The sequence below is a fragment of the Humidesulfovibrio sp. genome, assembly GCF_030689645.1.
In the GTDB taxonomy this organism is placed as follows: domain Bacteria; phylum Desulfobacterota; class Desulfovibrionia; order Desulfovibrionales; family Desulfovibrionaceae; genus Humidesulfovibrio.
In genome coordinates this window covers 22,295-41,835 of record NZ_JAUYFU010000018.1, presented here as the reverse complement: position 1 = coordinate 41,835, position 19,541 = coordinate 22,295, and the positions used below count along the sequence as shown (strand labels likewise).

The window sequence follows — 19,541 nt, the reverse complement described above, 5'->3', positions numbered from 1 at the left end:
GGCGGAGGGTAGGCCATCGCCGCTGCCAGCATAGTTTTCCCTTTGCGGGTCCAGGGGGTGCATACCCCCTGGCGGGGTGCAGGGGCAGAGCCCTGCATTCCAGCCCGCCCGCACCCGGCACGCTGCCCGGCGCAAATTGCGCAAGCATAGCACGGGGTTTCGAGGCCGGACAAAACGGGAAAGGATTTGGACAGGGAAAGGATGAAATTGGCAGGTTGACAGGTGTTGAGGGAAATCAAGGTGCGCCGCCCCTTAACCCCTGCCGGAGGCTATTCCCTCACTCGATAGGCCCGAAGCAGGTGTTGGGGTCGAGATCCAGCACCTCCTCGCCGCGGATGTAATGCATGATGCGCGGGTTATCCACGGCGGAAAGCAGCAGGGCAATGGCCCCGCGCAGGCGCTCGGCTCCGCCCAAAGCGCAACCGATGAGTTCGATCTCGCGCGCTAGGTCGAAGCCCGTGCCCAGTTCGCGCAGGGCCTGGCGGGCGCCGGTGTGAACCACGGCCTCCATGTCCTCCTTCACCAGCTCCAGGCAGTTCTTGATGACCGACAGCGCATTGTTGCCCACGTGCGCCATGCCGCCAGCGGCCTTGGACAGGGCGTCGCGACCCACTTCAAGGCGCGAGCCCACGGTGAGGGACACGATGCGCGAGCAGTCGGACAGGAAGCTGTGGTCATAGTGGCTGAAGAAGTCCACGGACCGCGAATAGAGCATGATGAGCCCGAAGGGCCGGGTATCGTGCCCTCGCAGGATGAAGGCCAGGCGGGAACGGTAGCCCTCCTGGTAGGCCACGCAGTCATAGGAGTCGCCGCCGCGCTCGGAGCTCATGAGGTTGTTCGAGAGCACGTAGCTCCACTGCTTTTCCGCAACGGCCTGCATCACCGGGTGGCCGGGGATGCTCTCCTCCATGGCGCGCACGAGAATGGGCGTGCTTGTGCCATGGGCGGTGTTGGCGGCCACGTTGATCCACTCGCCGCAGGTGTCGCGCAGGCGGCACACGAACAGGTCGGCTTCCAGAAATTCGATGAGCACCTCGGCGCTCTGCTCCAGCACTTCCTCGGAGGTCTGAAACTCCCCGCCTACGTTGATCAGCGCGTAGATGATCTGCACGGTGAGGGAGAGGTCCTCATGGGAACGGCGCATGGTGGCGAATTGCTGCTCCATTTCTGCCAGGGCCTGTTTGGCCTTGCCGCGTCGGCGCAGGCGCGCGGCCACGGGCTGGTCCAGCTTGACGCGCACATCGCTCAGCATGGGCAGAAGCGAACGCCAATCATACACCTTGGCGTGCCCGTCCACAAAGGTCGGCGTCTTGCCTGCGGCCTCCATTCCGGCCCGGATGGAGCGCAGGAGGTCGCACATGGCGCGCCGCACAGGGGCCGGGGCCGCCGCCATTACGGCCAGCAGCTCCTGGCGAATGGGCCGGGGCGGCACGGTGCAGACCTGAGAACGTGGGCGGCTGGGCATGAAGCTCTCTTGGGTAGACTTTGCGGGGGGCGCGCTGGCGGCATGACACGCAAGCCGGAGCAACTATACCCCGCGCCGTGGGTTTGGCAAGCCTTGTCCGCAAAGGAACATTCTCAACGCAAAAGGGACGGACCGCACGTGCGGTCCGCCCCTTTTGCGTTATCTGATTGGCGTGTGCCCTACCCGCCCAGGTAGGCCTTCTTGACTTCAGGATCGGCCAGAAGCTGCTCGCTGGTGCCATGGGCCACGATCTCGCCGGTGTCGAGCACGTAGCCGCGGTGGGCGAAGCGCAGGGCAAGGTTGGCGTTCTGCTCAATCAAGAGGATGGTCAGGCCCTCGCGGTTCAGCTCCTTCAGGGTGCGGAACATGTCGTACATCAACAGCGGGGCCAGGCCCATGCTGGGCTCGTCCAGCATCAAGAAACTGCACTTGCTCATGATGGCGCGGCCCAGGGCCAGCATCTGCTGCTCGCCGCCGGAAAGGGACTCGCTGCGCTGCTTGCGGCGCTCGGCCAGGCGGGGGAACAGGGCGTACACGCGCTCATAGTCGCGCACGGCGGCTTCGTGGCCGTCTTTGCGGGCGTAGGTGGCAAGCTTGAGATTCTCCTCAACGGTCAGGTTGCCGAAGATGCGCCGACCTTCCGGCACAAGGGCCATGTCCAGGTCGGACACGATCTTGTGCGGAGGAACGTTCAGGAGGCTCTGGCCGTTAAAGAGGATGTCTCCCTCAACGACGCGTGGCGCTTCCGGGGGCGGCAGGCGGCAGATGGACAGAAGCGTCGTGGACTTGCCAGCACCGTTGGCGCCGATGAGCGTCACGATTTCGCCCTCTTTCACGTCGAAGGAGATGCCGTGCAGGGCCTCGATGTTGCCGTAACGAACCTTGAGGTTTTTGACTTCCAGGAGCGTTTTCAAATCGTATCGTCTCCGAGGTAGGCTTTGATGACCGCGTGATTTTTCTGGATCTCGTCCGGGCTGCCATCGGCGATGGTTGTTCCGAAGTCGATGACCTTGATGCGCGTGCAGAGGCTCATGACCACCTTCATCTGGTGCTCAATCATCCAAATGGTCACGGGGAAGTTGTCGTAAATCCAGCGCACCAGTTTGATGAGCCCCTCCACATCGGAGGAGTTAAGACCGGCGGCGGGCTCGTCGAGCAGCAGCAGGGAAGGCTTCACACTCATTGCGCGGGCGATCTCCACCCTCCGCTGCACGCCGTACGGAAGGTTGCGCGGCAGCTCATAGGCCACATCCTTCAGGTCCATGGCCTCAAGCAACTCCCAGGCGATGGCGTCGATGGCCTTCTCGCGGTGCACGTAGTTTTTGGTGCGCAGGAAGCAGTCCAAAAGGCTGTAGCCCAGGCGGTAGTGCTGGGCGATGCGGATGTTGTCCAGCACGTGCATCTCGCCCCAAAGGCGGATGCCCTGAAAGGTGCGCGCAACGCCGAGGGCCGTCACCTGATGGGGCCTAAGCCCCTTGGTGTCCTTGCCCTTAAGCTTGATGCTGCCCTCGCTCGGCTGGTAAAAACCGGAGATGAGGTTGAATACGGTTGTTTTGCCAGCGCCGTTGGGACCGATGAGGGCCACCAGTTCGTGCTCGCCCAGGTCGATATTGAAGTCGTTCACCGCGATGAGGCCGCCGAAGCGACGGGTGAGTCCGTTGATCTCAAGAAGCGACATGCTCTCTCCGGCTCTCTATTTAAACGAATAGAACTTGCGCAGTTTCGGGAACAGGTCGGCAAGCTCCTTGTTGCCCATGAGCCCCTCGGGCCTGAACTGCATCAGCAGAATCAGAAGCAAGGGGATGACGACCCATTTCCACACATCGAGGAAGCGCAAGGCCTCCATGAGCACAGTAAACAGCACCGCAGCCAAGGCCGCGCCCGAAAGCGAACCCATGCCGCCCAGGTAGACCATGACCATGATCTCGGTTGAGCGCATGATGTCGAAGCTCTGCGGGTTCACGTAGCCCAGGATGTGGGCGTAAAGGCCGCCGGCCAATCCCGCAAGGCCCGAGGACAGCATGAAGGCGATGAGCTTCATGCGGTTGGTGTCCACGCTCATGATCTCAGCCGCAATCTCGTCCTGGCTGATGGCGGAAACGCCCTTGCCCAGGGTGGAGGACACGAAGCGCCGCAACAGCCAAACCGAGCCCAAGGTGCCAAGCATGGTGAAGATCAGCACCCAGGGGATGTCGAGCACGGACTTCATGCCCACTTCCGTCGCGCTCATACCCATGAAGCCTCTGGGCCCGCCGATGATCTCCATGTTGTTGATGGCCGAGATGACGATGTAGTTGGCCGCCAGGGTGATGATGGCCAGGTAGTCGCCGCGCGTCTTGAAGGACGGTATGGCCACCACCAGCCCCGCGATGGCGGCGGCGAAGGACCCCACGAGCAGGGCCAGGGGGAAGCCGATGAAGGTCATGGACGGCGGCAGGAGCGGCGCGCCCAGAATTGCGTTTTTGCTGAACATGAGCACAGTGCACAGGGAAGACACGTAAGCCCCCACGCACATGAACCCGCCGTGTCCGCAGGAGAACTCGCCCATGTATCCGTTGACCAGGTTCAGGCTGGTGGCGAGGATGATGTTCACGCCCATGAACATGAGCACGGACACGTAGTAGGCGTCGAGCACATTGAACTGGGCCAGCACCGCGATGAGGGCGATGAGGGCGAAAACGCCGATTGTGACGGTATGTTTCTGCATGCGCGCGCCCTGCCTAGATCTTCGTGGTCTGAGCCACGCCGAAAATGCCCGTGGGTCTGAGCCAGAGGATGATCAGGAGCACTGAGAAGGCGAAGAGGTCGCGCAGAGTGCTGGGGAACACGGCAACAACGCCGATTTCAATGAAGCCGAGCAGGAAGCCGCCCACGATAGCGCCACGGATGTCGCCGATGCCGCCCACAACAGCGGCGATGAAGGCCTTCCAGCCAATGAGCGCGCCCATGTAAGGCTCGAGGATGGGATAGCTCATGGCGAAGAGGATTCCAGCGAGCCCGGCCATGCTGGAGCCCAGGATGAAGGTGAACACGATAATGGTGTCCAGCGGAATGCCCATGAGCGGAATGGCAAATTTGTCATAAGAGATGCCGCGCATGGCCATGCCGATCTTGGTGCGCGTGACGATGAACTGCAGCAGGAGAAACACCGCGATGGCCGCCACGATGACGATGACCTTCAAGTTGGTCACCGACACGCCGCCGCCCAAGTCCCACACCACCTTTTCCAGCAGGTCCGGAAAGCGCTTGCGGCTGGCGCCAAGCAGGGCCAGATTGCCGTTCTCCAGCATCAGGCCGGCCATAAGGGCGGTGATGACCACGTAGAGCCGGTTCGCGCCCTTGCGGCGCAGAGGCCGGTACATGGTGCGCTCCAAAGCCACGCCCACCAGGGCAGTGAGGATCATGGTGGCGGGCACGGTGATGGCCAGCGCCAGCGCAGGATGCATGTCCATGCCCAGGTGCAGACCGCCGATGCCCAGAAGCGTCACGGCGACGAAGTAGGCGATGTACGCGCCCACCATGAAGATGTCGCCGTGAGCGAAATTGATGAGCCGGAGCACACCGTAGACCAGGGTATAGCCCAGAGCGATAAGGGCATAAAAACTGCCGAACTGCAACGCGTTCAGGATATGCTGAAAAATTTCCACCGGGGGCACCTTGGCTTTGAGAGTGTAGGTTGCGCGCAGGCTGCTATCTGGTCCGCCGTCCCGACGGTGGGTGTGAGGCGGAAGGTCCGTTGCGCAAAACGAAGCGGGCGGGGACCAAACCGGCCCCCGCCGCGCACAATGCCGTTTCGTCTACTCGGGGCAGACGGTTTCCTTGAACTCGAACTTGCCCTCGGGGCTGATCTGGACAACCACGGCGCACTTGTTGGGGTCGCCGGTGCCGGCGAACTTCATGTTGCCGGTGATGCCAGCGAATTCCTTGATGCCAGCCAGGGCGTCGCGGACGAGCTTGCGCTCGGCCTTGATGTCCTTCTCGACCTTGCCGACGGCCTGAATGGCCTGCAGCACCAGGCGGGTGGCGTCCCAGGTCAGGGCGGCAACGTCGTCCGGCACATACTTGTACTTGGTGGTGTAGCGGTCGATGAATTCCTTGGTGGCGCCCTGAGCACCAGCGGCGGCGTAGTGGGTGCTGAAGAACTGACCGACGCAGTCCTTGCCGCACAGGGTCATGAGCTCAGCAGAGCCCCAGGCGTCGGAGCCCATGAAGGGGCCCTTGTAGCCGAGGTCGTGGGCCTGCTTCACGATGAGGGCCACCTGATTGTAGTTGTCGGGGATAAAGATGAAGTCAGGCTTGGCGGCGATGATCTTGGTCAGCTGTGCGGAAAAGTCCTGGTCCTTGGTGCCGTGGGACTCGAAGCCGACCACGGTGCCGGGGCCGCTCTTCTTCTCCCATTCCTTCTTGAAGATCTCGGCAAGGCCCTTGGAGTAGTCGTTGGCGATGTCGAAAATGACGGCTGCGGTCTTGGCGCCGAACTGCTTGGAGGCGAAGTTGACGGCCACGGGACCCTGGAAGGGATCCAGGAAGCAGGCGCGGAACACCCAGGGGCGGTCCTTGGTGGTGTCCGGGTTGGTGGACCACGGAGTCACCATGGGCACCTGCGAGTCGTTGCAGGTGGCGCCAGCCGGAATGGCCTGCTTGGAGGAGTTGGGGCCGACGATGGCGATGACCTTGTCCTGGTTGATGAGCTTCAGCGCGGCGTTGACGGCGCTTTCAGCTTTGGCTTCGTTGTCCTGGTAGACGAACTCAAGCTTGTACTTCTTGCCGCCCACTTCCAGGCCGCCCTGGGAATTGATTTCTTCCTTCAGCATTTCGGCTGCGAACTTGGAGGCTTCGCCCACCTTCGGGATGTCGCCGGTCAGTTCCAGGTTGAAGCCAACTTTGATAGTGTCGCTGTCCTTGCCGCACCCCATGAGCGCAAAAGAGCCCAGGGCGAGGGCCAAAACAGCCATCATAACCTTGATGGTCATCTTTTTCATCCGTTCCTCCTCCGAAATTTGTAAAATCCGTGCAACCCAATTCGTATTTGCCTATGTAACCCAAACGGAAATGGAGTTCAAAGGATTTTTTCCCAAACGCGGGGCGTCTACCCACACGCAGAAGATTATTCTCCTGCCCCACACTACGCACCGCGTTGCCTGCCAAAAAGAATTCGTGTATTTCACCCTCTGCTTGGCGAAATATCTTGCGATACCACGGAGCATTCATGTCAGAAAAAGCAGTCAGAAAAGTATTGGAACACGCCCGCGAGGGCTTGCGCACCCGCGAAGCCTTCTTTGAGGAAAACGCCCAGAACCTCGTGGACATAGCACGCGTCATGGCCCTCACCCTCACCGAAGGGGGCAAGATATTGTTCTGCGGCAATGGCGGAAGCGCCGCCGACAGCCAGCACCTGGCCGCCGAGTTCGTCAACCGCTTCCGGCTTGAGCGGCCGCCCCTTCCAGCCATGGCCCTCACCACCGACAGCTCGATCCTTACCGCCATCGGCAACGATTACGGCTTTGATCTGGTGTTCGTGAAACAGATCCAGGCCCTGGGCCTTGCCGGCGACATACTCATCGGCATCAGCACCTCCGGCACCAGCCGCAACGTCATCGCCGGCCTGCGCGAGGCCAAGAACCGCGGGCTGGTCACCATCGGCATGTGCGGATCGACTACCGGCGAGATGGAGCCGCTGTGCGACCATTTGATCAGCGTGCCCAGCAAGGACACCGCAGTGATCCAGGAAGTTCACATCGCCGCCGGACACATGCTGTGCCACGTGGTGGACCACTTCCTCTTCGAGGCCGTCATGGAGCTTGGCCAGGGGTAGCGCCGGTGCTCAGGGTTCTCATCATCGAGGACGAACAGGTGAACCGGGAGTTCCTTCTCCTGGCCCTGAAGCCGCACGGCCACTGCACGGCCGTGGGCACCGGCGAGGCAGGTCTGCACGAACACAGGCGCGGCCTCACCGCCGAAAACCCCTTCGGCGTCGTCTTTCTGGACATCATGCTGCCGGGCATCGACGGGCTCAAGACCCTGGAGATGCTGCGCGCCGCCGAGGACGACTTCGACGTGCCGCAGGCCGCGCGCGCCCACGTCATCATCACCACGGTGCTCGATGACGACCAGACAGCCGCGCGCGCCTTCATCCACGGACAGGCCGCCTCGTATCTGACCAAGCCCTTCCGTGCAGGGCAGCTCATCGACGAACTCTCGAAACTGGGCATCATACCCCACCAGGAGCGGGCGCAGCAGAGGCTGACCACGCCGTGAAGCACCATCCGACCATAACCGACAGCATCGCCGTGTTCATCGCCACCCTTGGCCCGGTGGGCCGCCTGCCCAAGGCGCCCGGCACCTGGGGCTCGGCAGCGGCGCTGGCCGCTGCGCCCTGGTGCTTCATCCCCTTGCCCATGCCTGCGCGACTCGCCGCGCTGTGCGCCGTGCTTGGAGCGGGAGCCTGGGCCGCCGCGCGCGCGGAGAAGGTTCTTGACCGCAAGGACCCCGGCTGCATCGTGGTTGACGAACTGCTGGGCCAGTGGACGGCGTTTCTGCCCTTTCATCTTGCGGGCTGGACCCAAACCATGCCCCTGGAGCTTCTGGCGCTCTTCGCCCTGTTCCGCCTGTTCGACATCCTGAAGCCCTGGCCAATCCGCGTCGTTGAGCGCAGAGTGCCCGGCGGCCTCGGCGTCATGCTCGACGACCTGCTGGCAGGGGTGTTCGCCGCCGCCAGCTACGCCCTCATCCGACTGTTCGTCTGAGTTTCCCCAACCTCTTTTGCTTGCGCTTGGCCGTCTGCCAGACGCAGGCTGGCCATTGCGCATGCCACCCGCCAAAACGACTATCAAAGCCTCGCCCCTCGCCTGCGCCACACCATTTGCGCACCAGACGCAAAAAACCGCCGCTGCCCGAAGGCAACGGCGGTTTGCAAACGCTTTAGCAGCGAGGTCTAGTTCTGGAGCTTGAACTCGTCGCGGCGGTTCTTGGAGAAGGCGGCCTCGCTCTTGCCCGGATCAAGCGGGCGCTCCTTGCCATAGCTGACGATGGTCATGCGGCTGTCCGGGATGCCCAGCTGGTTCAAGAACTGCTGGGAAGCCTTGGCGCGGCGCTCGCCCAGGGCGAGGTTGTACTCGCTGGTGCCACGCTCGTCGCAATGGCCTTCGATGACGATGTTGAACAGGGAGTACTTCTTCATGGCGTCGGCCTTGGCGCTCAGCACGTCGCGGCTTTCCGGGGTCAGCTCGAAGGAGTCAAAGGCGAAGAAAATCATGTTGCCAAGGTCACGCTGGGCCTGCTCACGCTGAGCGGCGCGCATTTCATCCTCGGAGAGGCTGCGCGTGACAGGGGCGGGCTTGCTCTGCCAGTCAGTGTCCTTGTCCGAGATCTCGACCTTGGTGGCCGAGGCAGGCATGGAGTCCGTGGTCTTCTTGGCGCAGCCGGCGCCAAGGGCCACCAGCATGCACATCAACAGAATGCTTCCGAAAAGACGTTTGGCGTTCATCGTTCCTCCTTCAATTCCATTGCGCGCGTGCGCGAGTTGTTTGATGCTACCAGTAGAATTCAACAGAAAACGTCCAGTTTGTCCAGGGGCGTATCTTCCGCCTGTTTGGATTGAAATGCAAGAGCCTTTTGACCATTAATTCAAGGCCGGAGCCACGCCCCAGGCCGGAGCCATGGCGTCGCCCGCGCCGGTGGGAATCTGCTTGGCCGGGTCGCCGTAGCGCGTGGTGACGAAAATCTTGGTGCCGCCGTTTCTCGACGACGCGAAAGACACGAAGTAACCGTCGGGATCGAAGCTCGGATCCTCGTCGTTGCCCGGCCCAAAGGAGATCTGCCGCTCCTGGTTGGCCACAAGGTCCCGCAGGAAGATGCGGTGGCCGTCGCCGGTCAGCCGGGCGAAAACCACGAAGCGTCCGTCCGGGCTCAGGGAAGGCCGCGTGTTGTAATTGCCTTCGTAGGTGATGCGGTCCACCACGCCGGAATCGCGGTTCAGCAGAAAAATCTGCGGCCCGCCAAGTCGGCCGGAGCAGAACACCATCTTGCGGCCCGAAAGGTCGAAACTGGGCGAGACGCTGATGGCCCAGCTGGGGGCCAGGGGCTTGCCGGGGTTCATGTCGGCGTCCAGCAGGTAGATGTCCGGGTGGCCGTTGATGGACAGGGAGATGGCGATGCTGCCGTCCGGGGTGAAGGTGGGGCTGATGGCCACGTTGCCGCCGAACTTGCGCAGCCGCGAGATGCGCTTGCCGCGATCCCAGATGCCCAGGCGGTGGCCCTTGTCGGAAATGTTGGTGTAGGCCACATAGCGGCCATCCTTGGACCAGGAGGGGCTGACGTTGAAACCGCCGTCGTTGGTGATCTGAGTGATGCCCCTGCCCAGCGCAGAGCCCGTGAACAGCTCCTTGCCGCCATTAACGCGCTTGGAGAAGGCCAGAGTGGAGTCGAAGAAGCCGCTCTTTCCGGTGAGCACGCGCATGAGCTGGGCCGCGAAACGGTCGGCCACCAGAGGCACGCCGGACTCGTCCACCTGGCTGTACGACTTGCCCAGCAACAGCTTGCGCGTGTAGGTCTCGTACACGCGGGCCTCAATCTCCTGGCCCTGACCGCCCACGGTCATCACCAGGTCGATGCGGCCAAGCTGCAAAGGCTTGAAGTCGATGTCGTCGGCCTTCAGCCCCTTGCTCGGATCGCCGCCCAGAATCTCGTTCATGTAGGCCAAGCGCAGAAACGGCAGGTAGCTGATGTCGCTCTGCACGTTCTCGCTGAAGCTTTTGGCCAGGGCGCTGCTGCCGGGCCCCCCGGGGCCACGCGCTGGCAGCACAAGGATGTTCACCTTGCTCTGCCCGGGGCCGAAGATATCCACGGACAGAACTTCCCCGGCTTTGGAGCTCTGGGCGAAGAGAAGAACCAGCAGGCAGGTCAGAATCCAGGTCTTGAGTTTCATTTTTTGTTCAGGCCCTTGAGGAATTACTTCCGCAGTTCCTGCAGGTTGAAGGTGATGCGCAGCGTATCCAGGGTTTTGACACGCGGCGGCGGCAGAGTCTGCGTCTCCGCCACGGCGCGCATGGTCGAATCGTCGAAATCAGGCTTGCCGGAAGGCGTGATCACCTTGGAGCTCAAAATCTTGCCCTGGGGATCGATGTGTATCTCCAGGGTGACGGCCACGTTATTCTCCGTGCCAAAGGCCGGGTAGCGCCAGTTCTTCTTGATGATCTGCTTCACTATGTCGCCGTACACGCTCATGAGCCCGGAACCGGTGCCGCCGGCGCCGGTGCCCTTGCCGCCTCCGGCTCCGCCGGGGCCGGTGCCCCCTGCGGTGAAAATATTTCCACCAGTCGACTTGCGCAGCGCGGCAAGCTCACCCGCCACAGGGTCCGGCTTTGCTTCCGGAGTCTTGTGCTTGGCGTCCTTGGCCTTGGAGGAGACATCCTGCTTCACGTCCTGTAAGGCCTGCTTCAGCAGTTCCTCGCGGGTGAGCTTCTTCTCTTCGGGCTTGGGCGGGGTCTTTTCTTCCTTCTTTTCTTCCTTCTTCTCCTCGGGCTTCTTCTTCTCCTCAACCTTCTTCTCACTGATGGCCTTGGCGTCGTCCTTCACCTTGGGCTCGGGCTTGGCCTTCTCGGCCTTGGCTGGCGGGGGCGGAATGGGCGCAGCGGCGGCCTGCTGCTCCTCAGTCTGGCCCTCGGCCTGCGCCGGGGGCGCTCCGGCTGCCTCGCCGGTCTCGCCCGCCGCAGGATCTTCGGAAGGATTCAGCGAAACGAGATCGACTGTGTACATGGGCTTGTCCATGTCCACCTTGAGGGCAGCGCTCAGGTTCAGCATCGCCATGCCCACAAGCAGCGCGTGCAATGCCAATGAGAGGAAAAATCCCGTCGTCCGCCGTGAATCCTGCACGAAAAACCCCTTGAACCCCGGAGCCTAGTTGGGCTTCTTGGTCTTTGCCGGATCAGACTCGCCAGCCTGGCCGCCAGGAACCTTGGATTCGCTCGACTCGGCGACGATTCCCAGCTTCTCAATGCCCACGCTCTTGATCTCTCCCATGACCTTGACCACAATGCCGTAGGGCACTTCCTTGTCGGCGCGGAGGTACAGCTGCTTCTTCTGCGACACCACCAGATTCTGAAGGTGCTGCTGCAAGTCGTCGAAGGGCACGCTGTACTCGTCGAGGAAGATGCCGCCGTCCTTCTGCACCGAGAGCACCAGATGGTCGGTGCCAGCCGGCAGGGTGCGCACGCTGCGGGTCTTCGGCAGGTCCACATCCACGCCCTGCGTCAGCATTGGCGCGGTGACCATGAAAATAATGAGCAGCACCAACATGACGTCCACAAAGGGTGTCACGTTGATCTCGGCCATGTAGCCTCGGCCCCCTCTCTGCAAGGACATGCCCATGCCTCGCCCCTCCTACTGGTTCCGGGAGCCGGCGCCGGAGGCCCAGGAGACCTCGCGCTCAACACGGTTCAGGAACGCTCCGGCGAAGTTGACCATCTCGGTCTCCACATCGCCCAGCATGGACAGCAGGTAGTTGTAGGCGATGGTGGCCGGGATGGCGACCACCAGGCCGATGGCTGTGGTGACCAGCGCCTCGGATATGCCGGGGGCCACGACGGCCAAGGCCGCGCTCTGCGATTGTCCGATGGAGTGGAAGGCGTGCATGATGCCCCACACCGTGCCGAACAGGCCGATGAACGGGGCTGCGTTGGCGCAGGTGGCCAGGAAGGAGAGCGAACTCGACAGGTGCTTCATCTCCTCGCTAACGCCCTGGCGCAGCACGCGCCGAAGGGTGTCCTTCACAAGCATGCGCTTGCGGTCGCGCTCAATGTCGGCCTTTTCCAGCTTCCGAAACTCGCCCACGGCCAGCAGTCCCACCCTGGACAGGGGCGAGCCCTCTTCCCGGCTGATGGCCGAAAGGCCCTCGGAGAGGTCGGCGGCGTCGTTGAACAACGCATAGCCTCGACCTACCTGGCCCTTGATGCGGTTGTACAAGAAAATCTTGTGGAAAATGATGGTCCAGCTCCACAAGGACATGCCGGCCAAGAACACCAGAACGACCTGCACGCCCAGGGTGGCCCCCAGCATCAAGCCCCAAAACCCGCTGTCAGGAATCATGCGCGTTGTCCTCCTAAAACAAGGCGGCGAGAATAAAGCCGCCAACTGTGCGCCGCCGCCCCTTCGGGCTGGCCTGCGCAGTGCCGCCTGGCCGCAGGTGGCCAGGGCTTGGGTGCGATGACTAGCGTCTGCCTCGGCAGCGCTCCACAATGGCCCAGGCGTTGTTCGCGGCCTGGGCGATGTCCTCGGAAGTAAGTCCCGCCCCAAGGCCCACCTTCTGACGCAGATCACGGGAGATCAGGTCGCCGGGGGCGTGGGCGTCGTTGTCGATGACGAGCTTGGCGCCGCAACGCTTCGCCAGAGTCGCCACATGGCCATTGCAATAGCTGTGGCCGCGCCGGGTGGTGATTTCGAGGGCCACGCCGTATTCGGCGGCGAGCTTCACCTCCACCTCGGTGATGAGCCCCGGATGGGCCAGCACATCGACGCGGGCCTCAATGGCCGCAAGGTTGGTTCCCTGGGCCACCGGCTCCACCACGGTTTCGCCGTGGCACACCACGATCTGCGCCCCGGCGTCGCGCGCCATCTTGACGAAGTCGGCCATGAGGGCGGGCGGCACGTGGGTCAACTCCACCCCGGCCAGCACCTCCATGTCGAAATAGTGCGCGTAGGAATCCGTGAGGCGGCGCACGTTGCTTACAATAAAGGAGATGTTGCTGGCGTCGGCGTGGTCGGTGATGGCGATGGCGCGGTACCCTGCCACCTTGGCGCGGCGGATGAGCTCCGCAGGGATCAGTTCGCCGTCACTGAAGGTCGTATGGGTGTGCAGGTCGATCATGAGCCCTCACATTTTGTACTTGAGCTCGTCTGGGGAAAAATTCTCCAGCTCGTCCGTCCACTTGTCGCGATCAGACCCGGAAAACTCAGCCTTGGCGCTCTCCAGGGTGCGCGTGCCAGCCTCGGCCAGAACGCTCTCGGCCACAAGGATCGGCACATTAAGCCGCGCAGCCAGGGCGATGGCGTCGGAGGGGCGGCAATCCACCCGGAGGGTCTCCTCCTTGCCATCCGCCTGCGTGCGCAAGACCAACTCAGCGTAGAAGGTGCCCTCGCGCAGGGACACAACCTCCACAGCCGTGAGGCTGCCGGAAAGAGCCGCCACCACGCTGCCGATGAGGTCGTGCGTCATGGGCCGGGGCGTCTCCACGGCGTTTATGGCCAGGGAAATGGCCATGGCCTCTACAGGCCCAACCCAAATGGGCAAGGCCAGATCGCGGGACTCGTCCTTGAGGATAAGCACCGGCGACTGGGCCTTCTCGTCCACTGCGAGACCGAAAATCTTCATTTCTACCAAGGCTGGCCCACCTTTTCTCCCACCAGGGAGTGGTTCTTGGCCTCCAAAATGCGCGCGCGCACCATGAGGCCCGCCAACTCACGCCCGGCGACGCCACTTTCGCCGCTGCCCGGCTTATCAAGCCGCAGGTTCACCACCCGGCCGGCCTCGTCGCGGCCGCGCCAGAAGGTCAGCCCCTCATCCTGCTTGCGGCTCCTCGCCTCAAGCAGCACAACGGCTTCCCGGCCTTCCAGGCTTTTTAGAGTTTCTTTAGTAATGCCATTTTGTAAAGACTGCAAGCGCAACAGGCGCGCCTGGGCTTCGGCCTCGTCTATTTTTGGCGTCATGCGCGTGGCCGCAACACCAGGCCGGTCGGAGTATCGGAACGAGAAGCTGGACTCGAAGCGCACGCGCTCCATCATGTCCAAGGTCTCAAGAAAATCCGCCTCGGTCTCGCCGGGAAAGCCCACGATGAGGTCCGTGGTCAGGGACAGGTCTGGCCGCGCGGCGCGCAGGTCCGCCACTATGCCGAGATACTTCTCGCGGTCGTACTTGCGGCCCATGCGCTTAAGGACCGCATCGCTGCCCGCCTGGAGCGGCAGGTGCAGGGCCGGGCACAGGTTCGGCAGCTCACCGAAGGCGCGAATGACCTGTGGATCGATGTCCTTGGGGTGCGAGGTGGTGAAACGCAGGCGCAACAGGCCGGGAATGGCCGCCACCTGCCGCAGCAAATCCGCGAAGCCGACGCCCGCGCCACCCCCTTTTTGCGAGGGGTCAAGGCCGTAGCTGTTGACGTTCTGGCCCAGCAGGGTGATTTCCCGCGCGCCCTGCTCCACCCGCTGGCGGCACTCGGACAGCACGGCATCGGGCTGGCGCGATTTCTGGCGGCCCCGGGTGTAAGGCACGATGCAGTAGGCGCAGAAATTGTCACAACCCTGCATGATGTTCACGAAAGCTTGCGCCGGTCCCGCGTCCGGTTCGCCCGCGTCCGCGTCGAAGGCGGGAAGCGGGGCATGGGCCAAGGGCTTGAGCACGTCCTCGCGCTCCGGGTAGGCGGAAAGAAAATCCAGCAGGGCGATGCGCTCTGTCGGATCTTCGGCCAGCCGGTCCAGAGCGTCAGGCGCGCCTGCGATGCCGTCTGACCCGAACACCAGGCGGACAAAAGGAAAGCGGTCAAAGAAGCCGCGGCCGATCTGCTGGGCCACGCAACCGCCCACGGCAGCGATGATGCCGGGTCTTGCGCGCAGGTGGACGGCCAGCCGCCCCAGCTCGCTGTAGACCTTCTGCTCGGGCTTGTCGCGCACGCTGCAGGTGTTGACCACAAAAAGCGAGGCGCCTTCTTCGGGCGCTTGCCGCCAACCGCGGGCGGTCAAGGCGCGGGCAAGCCAGTCCGAGTCGCCCACGTTCATCTGGCAGCCGAAGGTGATGATGTGAAAAGTCTTGTCCAAAAGGGGCTCCAAAAATCGTTTCGTGCAGGCCGTGCGGAAGCGGGCATAGACCCCTTCTCGGCCCAGGTCAATGTCCTGATAATAACAGAGGCCGACGCTCAGGATGGCTCCAGGCGGCGCGACAAAGAGCCGGGCATCATGAGGGCTGGCTTCACCTTGGGCGGTGGCCCAAAAATGGCGCAAACATTGGCACGCGCCGGGCGTAGTCGTCCCACACCGGACCAAGATCATGCGCCAGCCTGCGCTCCTCCAGAAGCGAGCCGATGACCATGTACGCGCAGCCGAACGCGGCGAACACAAGGCCCCCAAGGGTCTGCACCGGCGCGCAGGCAAGAAAGAGGATGCCGCCCGCGTGCATGGGATGGCGCACCAGGGCGTAGGGGCCGTTGGCCCGAAAGTCGCGCCGGATGTCCGCCTCGTCGGGCACGCGGCCCCGCAGCATGTCGGCCAGTTGCGGCAGGCCCAGCATTTTCAGACCCGCCACGGTGATTGCGGCCCAGGCCAGCAGCCCGAGGCCAAGCCCCTGCGCTGCGTACAGAAGATACTTCGGCAGGCCTTCCAAGGCCCAAAGCACCTGGGGCAAATTCGGCTCCTTGGCCAGCACCAGCCAGAAGGTCCACAGGCTGATGACCGCATAGCCGAAGGGATACAAGGCGTAGCGCGGGCCGAGCACCAGCTCGCAGGCGGCCTTCACCCGGCGCGAGGCCAAGATGCTGTGCAGAATGCCCCAGCCGGTCCACAGCCCAAAGGCGTAGGAGGCATCGGACACGGCCTCGGGCGGGAGGCTCATCATGCCGCGTCCTTAGGCTCCGGAGGCAGGCCAGGCAGCCAGGCATCAAGAAACTGCAACACTGCCCGGGCGTTCTCCTCCACAGGGCGCATGGCGTCGAGCACGCACTCGGCCTCCGGGTTCTCCTCATACTGCACATCCACGCCAACCACCTGGCCCAGGCCGGGCACGGCCACGCCGGTGCGCTTGCGCATGATGGCCTTCTGATACATGCCGGGCATGACGTAACCCCGGTGGTGCCCACCCATGGCGGACTGGCTGGAGCGCACGGCCTCGCGGCGCATGGCCTCAGGCAGCGGGCAGCGCACCAGCACCTCGGCAAAGCGGGGAATGACGCTCCGCGCCTCCTGGCGCATGACCAGCCGGTGCGCCGTGGCGTCCAAAATCACCCCGCGCCCTGCGGCGACGAGATCCGCAGCCTCGCGGGCGAAAAGCGTGTAGGCCTGGGCGCGTTCTTCCGCGCTGTAGGCCGGGTGCGGGAAATAGGCCTTTCGCCGCTCATCCATGAGCAGGAGCGAGGCGTCGACCCCCCGGCGCGCAAGCTCCCCATGCACGGCGCGGGCGATGGTGCTCTTGCCGCAGCCGGGCAGGCCCGTGAACCACAGGGCCCAGCCCGCGTGTGCGGACGGCGGCGGCATCTGTGTTTGGGCCATGGCTACTCCAGATATTTGTTGACGTTGCGCCAGTCGAAGGAGTCGTCCTCCAGCACGCTGGTGAGGAAGCGGACCAGGGCGCGCCGCACCGGGGCGGGATGGTTAGGGTACCACTCCGGCGAGACGATGACCAGACCCCGGAATACGAAGAACGGGGCCATGGCCTCAAGAATTCCGGCATCGCCGGTGCCCGCCAGATATTCCTCGAAGAGCGCGGTCCACAGCTCGGCAAAGGGGCCGGAAAGCCGCGCCTCATCCGGGTTCGCAAGCAGGCCGAAGAGCAGATAGTTGGCGGCCAGGGAGGCCAGGTCGCCAGCGGGCTCGCCCCACTCGCCCCGGCTGCGGTCCAGCACGGAGAAGCCGCCCTGGCCGTCCACCAGGATGTTCCAGGGGTGCACGTCGCCATGCACCACGCTCAAGCGGTGGGCATACCCGCGCAGCCTCCAGCGCCAATCGATAAGGCGCTTCTCCAGCCGGATGAAGTCTTCGTCGGCCAAGAACTCGCAGGGGTGAGGAAAGGCCTCGTCCACAAGGCCCATGATGCACTCGCTGGCGCCCAGCAGGTTGCGCACGTGGCGGTAATAGAGGTCCGGGTCGGCCTTTTTCCCGGCGTGGATTTCGGCCAGCCAGCGCGCAAGGCCGCGCGCCAGCTCAAGGTCGCCAGGGCGGTAGTCGCCCTCGCGCACGCGCTCCAGATCAAGGAAGTAGTCGTAGCCCTCAAGTTTCTCGTTCATGATGAAGAATTCGCGGGGCTCGACCACGGGGATGAGGCGGTTCTGATCGTCCACATAGCCCAAGCCCATGGGCCGCACGTGGCGCGGCAGGCGGGCCGAGGTCTCGAACTGGAACATGAGGATGGCGGCGCGATCCCAGTAGAACTGGTGGCCGTATTTGTCGCCGCGCATGACGGACAGCACCCCTTCGCGGGGTTCGCCGTCCACGCTGAAGCGGACGAGCAGCGGCTTGCCGTAGCCGAAACGCTTGATGCCCTGCTTGTCCAGGGTGCCGATGGCCCCCAGGTCCGCGAGGACCGCGCCAGGCCCGAAGGCCCGGCGCAGGTACTCGGAAACGCTCTCCGGCTTCAGGTCGATCATGGACCCTCCTTCCGGTTGCCGCGCCCGGAAGCAGGCGCGGGGCGGTGTCGACCGGGCTAGATGCTCCGGCCGAAGTGGGCGGTCAGGCTGGCGTTGAAGCTCTGCATGGTGAAGCTGTGCTCCTGGGTGCCCTTGTGCGCCACGCAGAAGGCCGCGCACACGCTGCCCAGGGCCGCGGCCTCGGGCAGGCTCTGGCCCAGGCTCAGTCCCTTCAAAAGCCCTGCGCGATAGGCGTCGCCTGCGCCCGTGGGATCAAGGGCCTTGTCGACCTTCACGGCGGCCACGCGGGTCTCCGTTTCGCCCTGGGCGATGAGGCTGCCCTGGTCGCCCAGGGTGGTGACCAGCGCGCCGGTGCGCTTGAGCAGCTCCGCGCGGGAAAGGCCGGTGGCCTTCATGACCATCTCCAGCTCGTAGTCGTTGGTGCACAGGGCGAAGGAGCCGTCTATGGCCCCGGCCATCTGCTCGCCCGTCAGGGCCGTGATCTGCTGGCCCGGATCAAATATGTAGGGGATGCCCGCCTTCTTGAAGTACACGGGCAGCTCCACCATGTCCTGCACGTTGCCCGGCGAGATGATGCCCATGACCTTGCCCTCGTGCTTGGCCGGAAACTTGTAGCCGCAGGGCTCGCGCATGGCTCCGGGGTTGAAGCCGGTGATCTGGTTGTCGGTCTCGTCGGTGGTGATGTACGCCCCGGCGGTGAACTGGCTCTCCACGACGCGAATGCCGTCGAGGGACAGGCCCAGGCCCTTCAGGCGCTCGGAGTAGGGGGCGAAGTCCTTGCCTGCGCAGCCCAGGATCAGCGGCTTCTCGCCCAGCATGGACAGGTTGTAGGCGATGTTGCCCGCCGTGCCGCCGAAATATTCGTTCAGCCCGTCCACCAGGAAGCAGACGTTCAGGATGTGGATCTTGTCCGGCAGGATGTGGTCGGCGAACTTGCCGGGAAAGTTCATGATGCGGTCAAGGGCCAGGGAACCGGAAATATACAGCTGCATGAATCCTCCAGATGAGGCGAAACAAAGTCCGCCGGGTGTATGATCGTCTTCAGCGGGGCGCTGTCTCGGCCTCTATCCAGCGCAGGAAATCCGGGTTGCCCTGGACAATGGGCAGCGCCACCACGCAGGGGCAGTCGTAGCTGTGGGCCTCGGTCAGGGCCTTGGTCAAGGCGGGAACGAGGGCCTCAGAGGTCTTGAGCAACAGCACGACTTCCTCGGCGCTTTCCAGCGCGCCCTGCCACCAATAGAGTGAGCGCATGCCCGGCAGAATGTTGGCGCAGGCGGCCAGACGCCCCTCCACAGCCAGCCGAGCCAGGCTCTCGGCCTCGGCCAGGCTGGGCGCGGTGACGTAGACCAGGTGCGCGGCCACGTGGGGCCTACTGGCAGACGGGCTTGGAGCCGGGCTTGGCCGTGGCGAGGTACTCGGTCACTGTGGTCACATCCGCAGCGGACAGCTTGGCCCCGTTGCTCTTCATGCGCTCAACCGTCTGCAGCCAGACCTCGGGCTTGCGGTTGCCCAGCTTCTCGCAGATGCGCGCCGTGCTATGGCAGGCGGAGCAGACCTGGGCAGTCAGCTTGCCCGCGCTGGCCTGGGCAAACACCAGGGACACAACCATGAGCAGAGAATAGGAGCCGATGGCAAAAATAACGAGCTTTTTCATGGCGCTGCCTTCATTGTTGTACTGTAGGCCGGGCTGGTTTAAAACCATCCCGCATCCCTGGTTTGAACCACACTTCAGTGCT

At 63.5% G+C, this 19,541-nt stretch carries 23 protein-coding genes; 3 read left to right on the top strand and 20 right to left on the bottom strand.

The genetic code is table 11. The features are described from left to right. Nucleotides 1-277: 277 nt before the first annotated feature. From Q8O35_RS02270 to Q8O35_RS02245, 6 genes are all read right to left on the bottom strand, one after another. Nucleotides 278-1,465: a histidine kinase gene (locus Q8O35_RS02270; RefSeq protein ID WP_305570137.1), complete on the bottom strand. Its 1,188-nt coding sequence runs from the start codon at nt 1,463-1,465 to the stop codon at nt 278-280. 179 nt (nt 1,466-1,644) lie between these two features. Then, nucleotides 1,645-2,379 carry an ABC transporter ATP-binding protein gene (locus Q8O35_RS02265; protein WP_305570135.1) on the bottom strand — a complete coding sequence of 245 codons (735 nt, stop codon included), beginning with the start codon at nt 2,377-2,379 and terminating at the stop codon, nt 1,645-1,647. Continuing rightward, on the bottom strand, nt 2,376-3,143 hold the full coding sequence (locus Q8O35_RS02260; protein ID WP_305570133.1) for an ABC transporter ATP-binding protein: 768 nt from the start codon (nt 3,141-3,143) through the stop codon (nt 2,376-2,378). Before Q8O35_RS02260 ends, Q8O35_RS02265 begins: the two co-directional genes overlap by 4 nt. 15 nt (nt 3,144-3,158) lie before the next feature. Beyond that, nucleotides 3,159-4,172 carry a branched-chain amino acid ABC transporter permease gene (locus tag Q8O35_RS02255; RefSeq protein ID WP_305570130.1) on the bottom strand — a complete coding sequence of 338 codons (1,014 nt, stop codon included), beginning with the start codon at nt 4,170-4,172 and terminating at the stop codon, nt 3,159-3,161. A 13-nt stretch (nt 4,173-4,185) separates the two neighbouring features. Next, entirely contained in the window at nt 4,186-5,112 is a 927-nt protein-coding gene (locus tag Q8O35_RS02250) for a branched-chain amino acid ABC transporter permease (protein WP_305570128.1), read from the bottom strand. A gap of 150 nt (nt 5,113-5,262) precedes the next feature. Further along, nucleotides 5,263-6,447, bottom strand: coding sequence for an ABC transporter substrate-binding protein (locus Q8O35_RS02245; protein ID WP_305570126.1), 1,185 nt, complete (start codon nt 6,445-6,447; stop codon nt 5,263-5,265). 227 nt (nt 6,448-6,674) lie between these two features. Between Q8O35_RS02245 and Q8O35_RS02240 the strand changes: the two genes are divergently transcribed. Genes Q8O35_RS02240 through Q8O35_RS02230 form a run of 3 tightly spaced genes read left to right on the top strand, consistent with a single transcriptional unit; the run spans nt 6,675 to nt 8,211 of the window. Beyond that, nucleotides 6,675-7,280, top strand: a complete 606-nt coding sequence (locus Q8O35_RS02240; RefSeq protein ID WP_305570124.1) for a D-sedoheptulose 7-phosphate isomerase — start codon at nt 6,675-6,677, stop codon at nt 7,278-7,280. 5 nt (nt 7,281-7,285) lie between these two features. Next, nucleotides 7,286-7,723, top strand: a complete 438-nt coding sequence (locus tag Q8O35_RS02235; RefSeq protein WP_305570122.1) for a response regulator transcription factor — start codon at nt 7,286-7,288, stop codon at nt 7,721-7,723. Beyond that, nucleotides 7,720-8,211, top strand: coding sequence for a phosphatidylglycerophosphatase A (locus Q8O35_RS02230; RefSeq protein WP_305570120.1), 492 nt, complete (start codon nt 7,720-7,722; stop codon nt 8,209-8,211). The genes Q8O35_RS02235 and Q8O35_RS02230 overlap by 4 nt, the downstream gene beginning before the upstream one ends. Nucleotides 8,212-8,399: 188 nt before the next feature. Here Q8O35_RS02230 and pal read toward each other — a convergent pair whose 3' ends face one another. From pal to Q8O35_RS02160, 14 genes are all read right to left on the bottom strand, one after another. Continuing rightward, entirely contained in the window at nt 8,400-8,951 is a 552-nt protein-coding gene (gene pal / locus Q8O35_RS02225) for a peptidoglycan-associated lipoprotein Pal (RefSeq protein ID WP_305570118.1), read from the bottom strand. A 135-nt stretch (nt 8,952-9,086) separates the two neighbouring features. Next, nucleotides 9,087-10,391 (bottom strand): protein tolB, encoded by a 1,305-nt coding sequence (locus Q8O35_RS02220; RefSeq protein ID WP_305570116.1) that lies wholly within the window; start codon nt 10,389-10,391, stop codon nt 9,087-9,089. A gap of 23 nt (nt 10,392-10,414) precedes the next feature. Next, nucleotides 10,415-11,299: a cell envelope integrity protein TolA gene (locus Q8O35_RS02215; protein ID WP_305570114.1), complete on the bottom strand. Its 885-nt coding sequence runs from the start codon at nt 11,297-11,299 to the stop codon at nt 10,415-10,417. Nucleotides 11,300-11,362: 63 nt separating this feature from the next. Then, nucleotides 11,363-11,833, bottom strand: a complete 471-nt coding sequence (tolR, locus tag Q8O35_RS02210) for a protein TolR (RefSeq protein WP_305570112.1) — start codon at nt 11,831-11,833, stop codon at nt 11,363-11,365. A gap of 12 nt (nt 11,834-11,845) precedes the next feature. After that, the gene (locus Q8O35_RS02205; RefSeq protein ID WP_305570110.1) at nt 11,846-12,550 is read right to left on the bottom strand and encodes a MotA/TolQ/ExbB proton channel family protein; all 705 of its coding nucleotides are present in this window, start codon (nt 12,548-12,550) and stop codon (nt 11,846-11,848) included. Between the two features lie 121 nt (nt 12,551-12,671). Continuing rightward, nucleotides 12,672-13,328, bottom strand: coding sequence for a histidinol phosphate phosphatase domain-containing protein (locus tag Q8O35_RS02200; RefSeq protein WP_305570108.1), 657 nt, complete (start codon nt 13,326-13,328; stop codon nt 12,672-12,674). Nucleotides 13,329-13,334: 6 nt separating this feature from the next. Next, nucleotides 13,335-13,841 carry a bifunctional nuclease family protein gene (locus Q8O35_RS02195; RefSeq protein ID WP_305570106.1) on the bottom strand — a complete coding sequence of 169 codons (507 nt, stop codon included), beginning with the start codon at nt 13,839-13,841 and terminating at the stop codon, nt 13,335-13,337. Next, nucleotides 13,835-15,268: a tRNA (N6-isopentenyl adenosine(37)-C2)-methylthiotransferase MiaB gene (gene miaB, locus Q8O35_RS02190; RefSeq protein ID WP_305570104.1), complete on the bottom strand. Its 1,434-nt coding sequence runs from the start codon at nt 15,266-15,268 to the stop codon at nt 13,835-13,837. Before miaB ends, Q8O35_RS02195 begins: the two co-directional genes overlap by 7 nt. A gap of 151 nt (nt 15,269-15,419) precedes the next feature. Further along, the gene (locus tag Q8O35_RS02185) at nt 15,420-16,061 is read right to left on the bottom strand and encodes an isoprenylcysteine carboxylmethyltransferase family protein (RefSeq protein WP_305570102.1); all 642 of its coding nucleotides are present in this window, start codon (nt 16,059-16,061) and stop codon (nt 15,420-15,422) included. After that, nucleotides 16,058-16,711 (bottom strand): adenylyl-sulfate kinase, encoded by a 654-nt coding sequence (locus tag Q8O35_RS02180; RefSeq protein ID WP_305570100.1) that lies wholly within the window; start codon nt 16,709-16,711, stop codon nt 16,058-16,060. The genes Q8O35_RS02185 and Q8O35_RS02180 overlap by 4 nt, the downstream gene beginning before the upstream one ends. 2 nt (nt 16,712-16,713) lie before the next feature. Continuing rightward, nucleotides 16,714-17,805 (bottom strand): phosphotransferase family protein, encoded by a 1,092-nt coding sequence (locus Q8O35_RS02175; protein ID WP_305570098.1) that lies wholly within the window; start codon nt 17,803-17,805, stop codon nt 16,714-16,716. Between the two features lie 56 nt (nt 17,806-17,861). Then, nucleotides 17,862-18,797 (bottom strand): carbohydrate kinase family protein, encoded by a 936-nt coding sequence (locus Q8O35_RS02170; protein ID WP_305570096.1) that lies wholly within the window; start codon nt 18,795-18,797, stop codon nt 17,862-17,864. A 49-nt stretch (nt 18,798-18,846) separates the two neighbouring features. Next, entirely contained in the window at nt 18,847-19,167 is a 321-nt protein-coding gene (gene cutA, locus Q8O35_RS02165) for a divalent-cation tolerance protein CutA (RefSeq protein ID WP_305570094.1), read from the bottom strand. A gap of 7 nt (nt 19,168-19,174) precedes the next feature. After that, the gene (locus tag Q8O35_RS02160) at nt 19,175-19,459 is read right to left on the bottom strand and encodes a hypothetical protein (RefSeq protein WP_305570092.1); all 285 of its coding nucleotides are present in this window, start codon (nt 19,457-19,459) and stop codon (nt 19,175-19,177) included. Nucleotides 19,460-19,541: the final 82 nt, after the last annotated feature.

Coding starts and splice junctions, on each gene's coding strand:
- Q8O35_RS02270 (WP_305570137.1), bottom strand. CDS start 1,465: ATGCCCAGCCGCCCACGTTCTCAGGTCTGCACCGTGCCGCCCCGGCCC.
- Q8O35_RS02260 (WP_305570133.1), bottom strand. CDS start 3,143: ATGTCGCTTCTTGAGATCAACGGACTCACCCGTCGCTTCGGCGGCCTC.
- Q8O35_RS02255 (WP_305570130.1), bottom strand. CDS start 4,172: ATGCAGAAACATACCGTCACAATCGGCGTTTTCGCCCTCATCGCCCTC.
- Q8O35_RS02245 (WP_305570126.1), bottom strand. CDS start 6,447: ATGAAAAAGATGACCATCAAGGTTATGATGGCTGTTTTGGCCCTCGCC.
- Q8O35_RS02240 (WP_305570124.1), top strand. CDS start 6,675: ATGTCAGAAAAAGCAGTCAGAAAAGTATTGGAACACGCCCGCGAGGGC.
- pal (WP_305570118.1), bottom strand. CDS start 8,951: ATGAACGCCAAACGTCTTTTCGGAAGCATTCTGTTGATGTGCATGCTG.
- Q8O35_RS02220 (WP_305570116.1), bottom strand. CDS start 10,391: ATGAAACTCAAGACCTGGATTCTGACCTGCCTGCTGGTTCTTCTCTTC.
- tolR (WP_305570112.1), bottom strand. CDS start 11,833: ATGGGCATGTCCTTGCAGAGAGGGGGCCGAGGCTACATGGCCGAGATC.
- Q8O35_RS02205 (WP_305570110.1), bottom strand. CDS start 12,550: ATGATTCCTGACAGCGGGTTTTGGGGCTTGATGCTGGGGGCCACCCTG.
- Q8O35_RS02200 (WP_305570108.1), bottom strand. CDS start 13,328: ATGATCGACCTGCACACCCATACGACCTTCAGTGACGGCGAACTGATC.
- Q8O35_RS02185 (WP_305570102.1), bottom strand. CDS start 16,061: ATGATGAGCCTCCCGCCCGAGGCCGTGTCCGATGCCTCCTACGCCTTT.
- Q8O35_RS02180 (WP_305570100.1), bottom strand. CDS start 16,711: ATGGCCCAAACACAGATGCCGCCGCCGTCCGCACACGCGGGCTGGGCC.
- Q8O35_RS02175 (WP_305570098.1), bottom strand. CDS start 17,805: ATGATCGACCTGAAGCCGGAGAGCGTTTCCGAGTACCTGCGCCGGGCC.
- Q8O35_RS02170 (WP_305570096.1), bottom strand. CDS start 18,797: ATGCAGCTGTATATTTCCGGTTCCCTGGCCCTTGACCGCATCATGAAC.
- Q8O35_RS02160 (WP_305570092.1), bottom strand. CDS start 19,459: ATGAAAAAGCTCGTTATTTTTGCCATCGGCTCCTATTCTCTGCTCATG.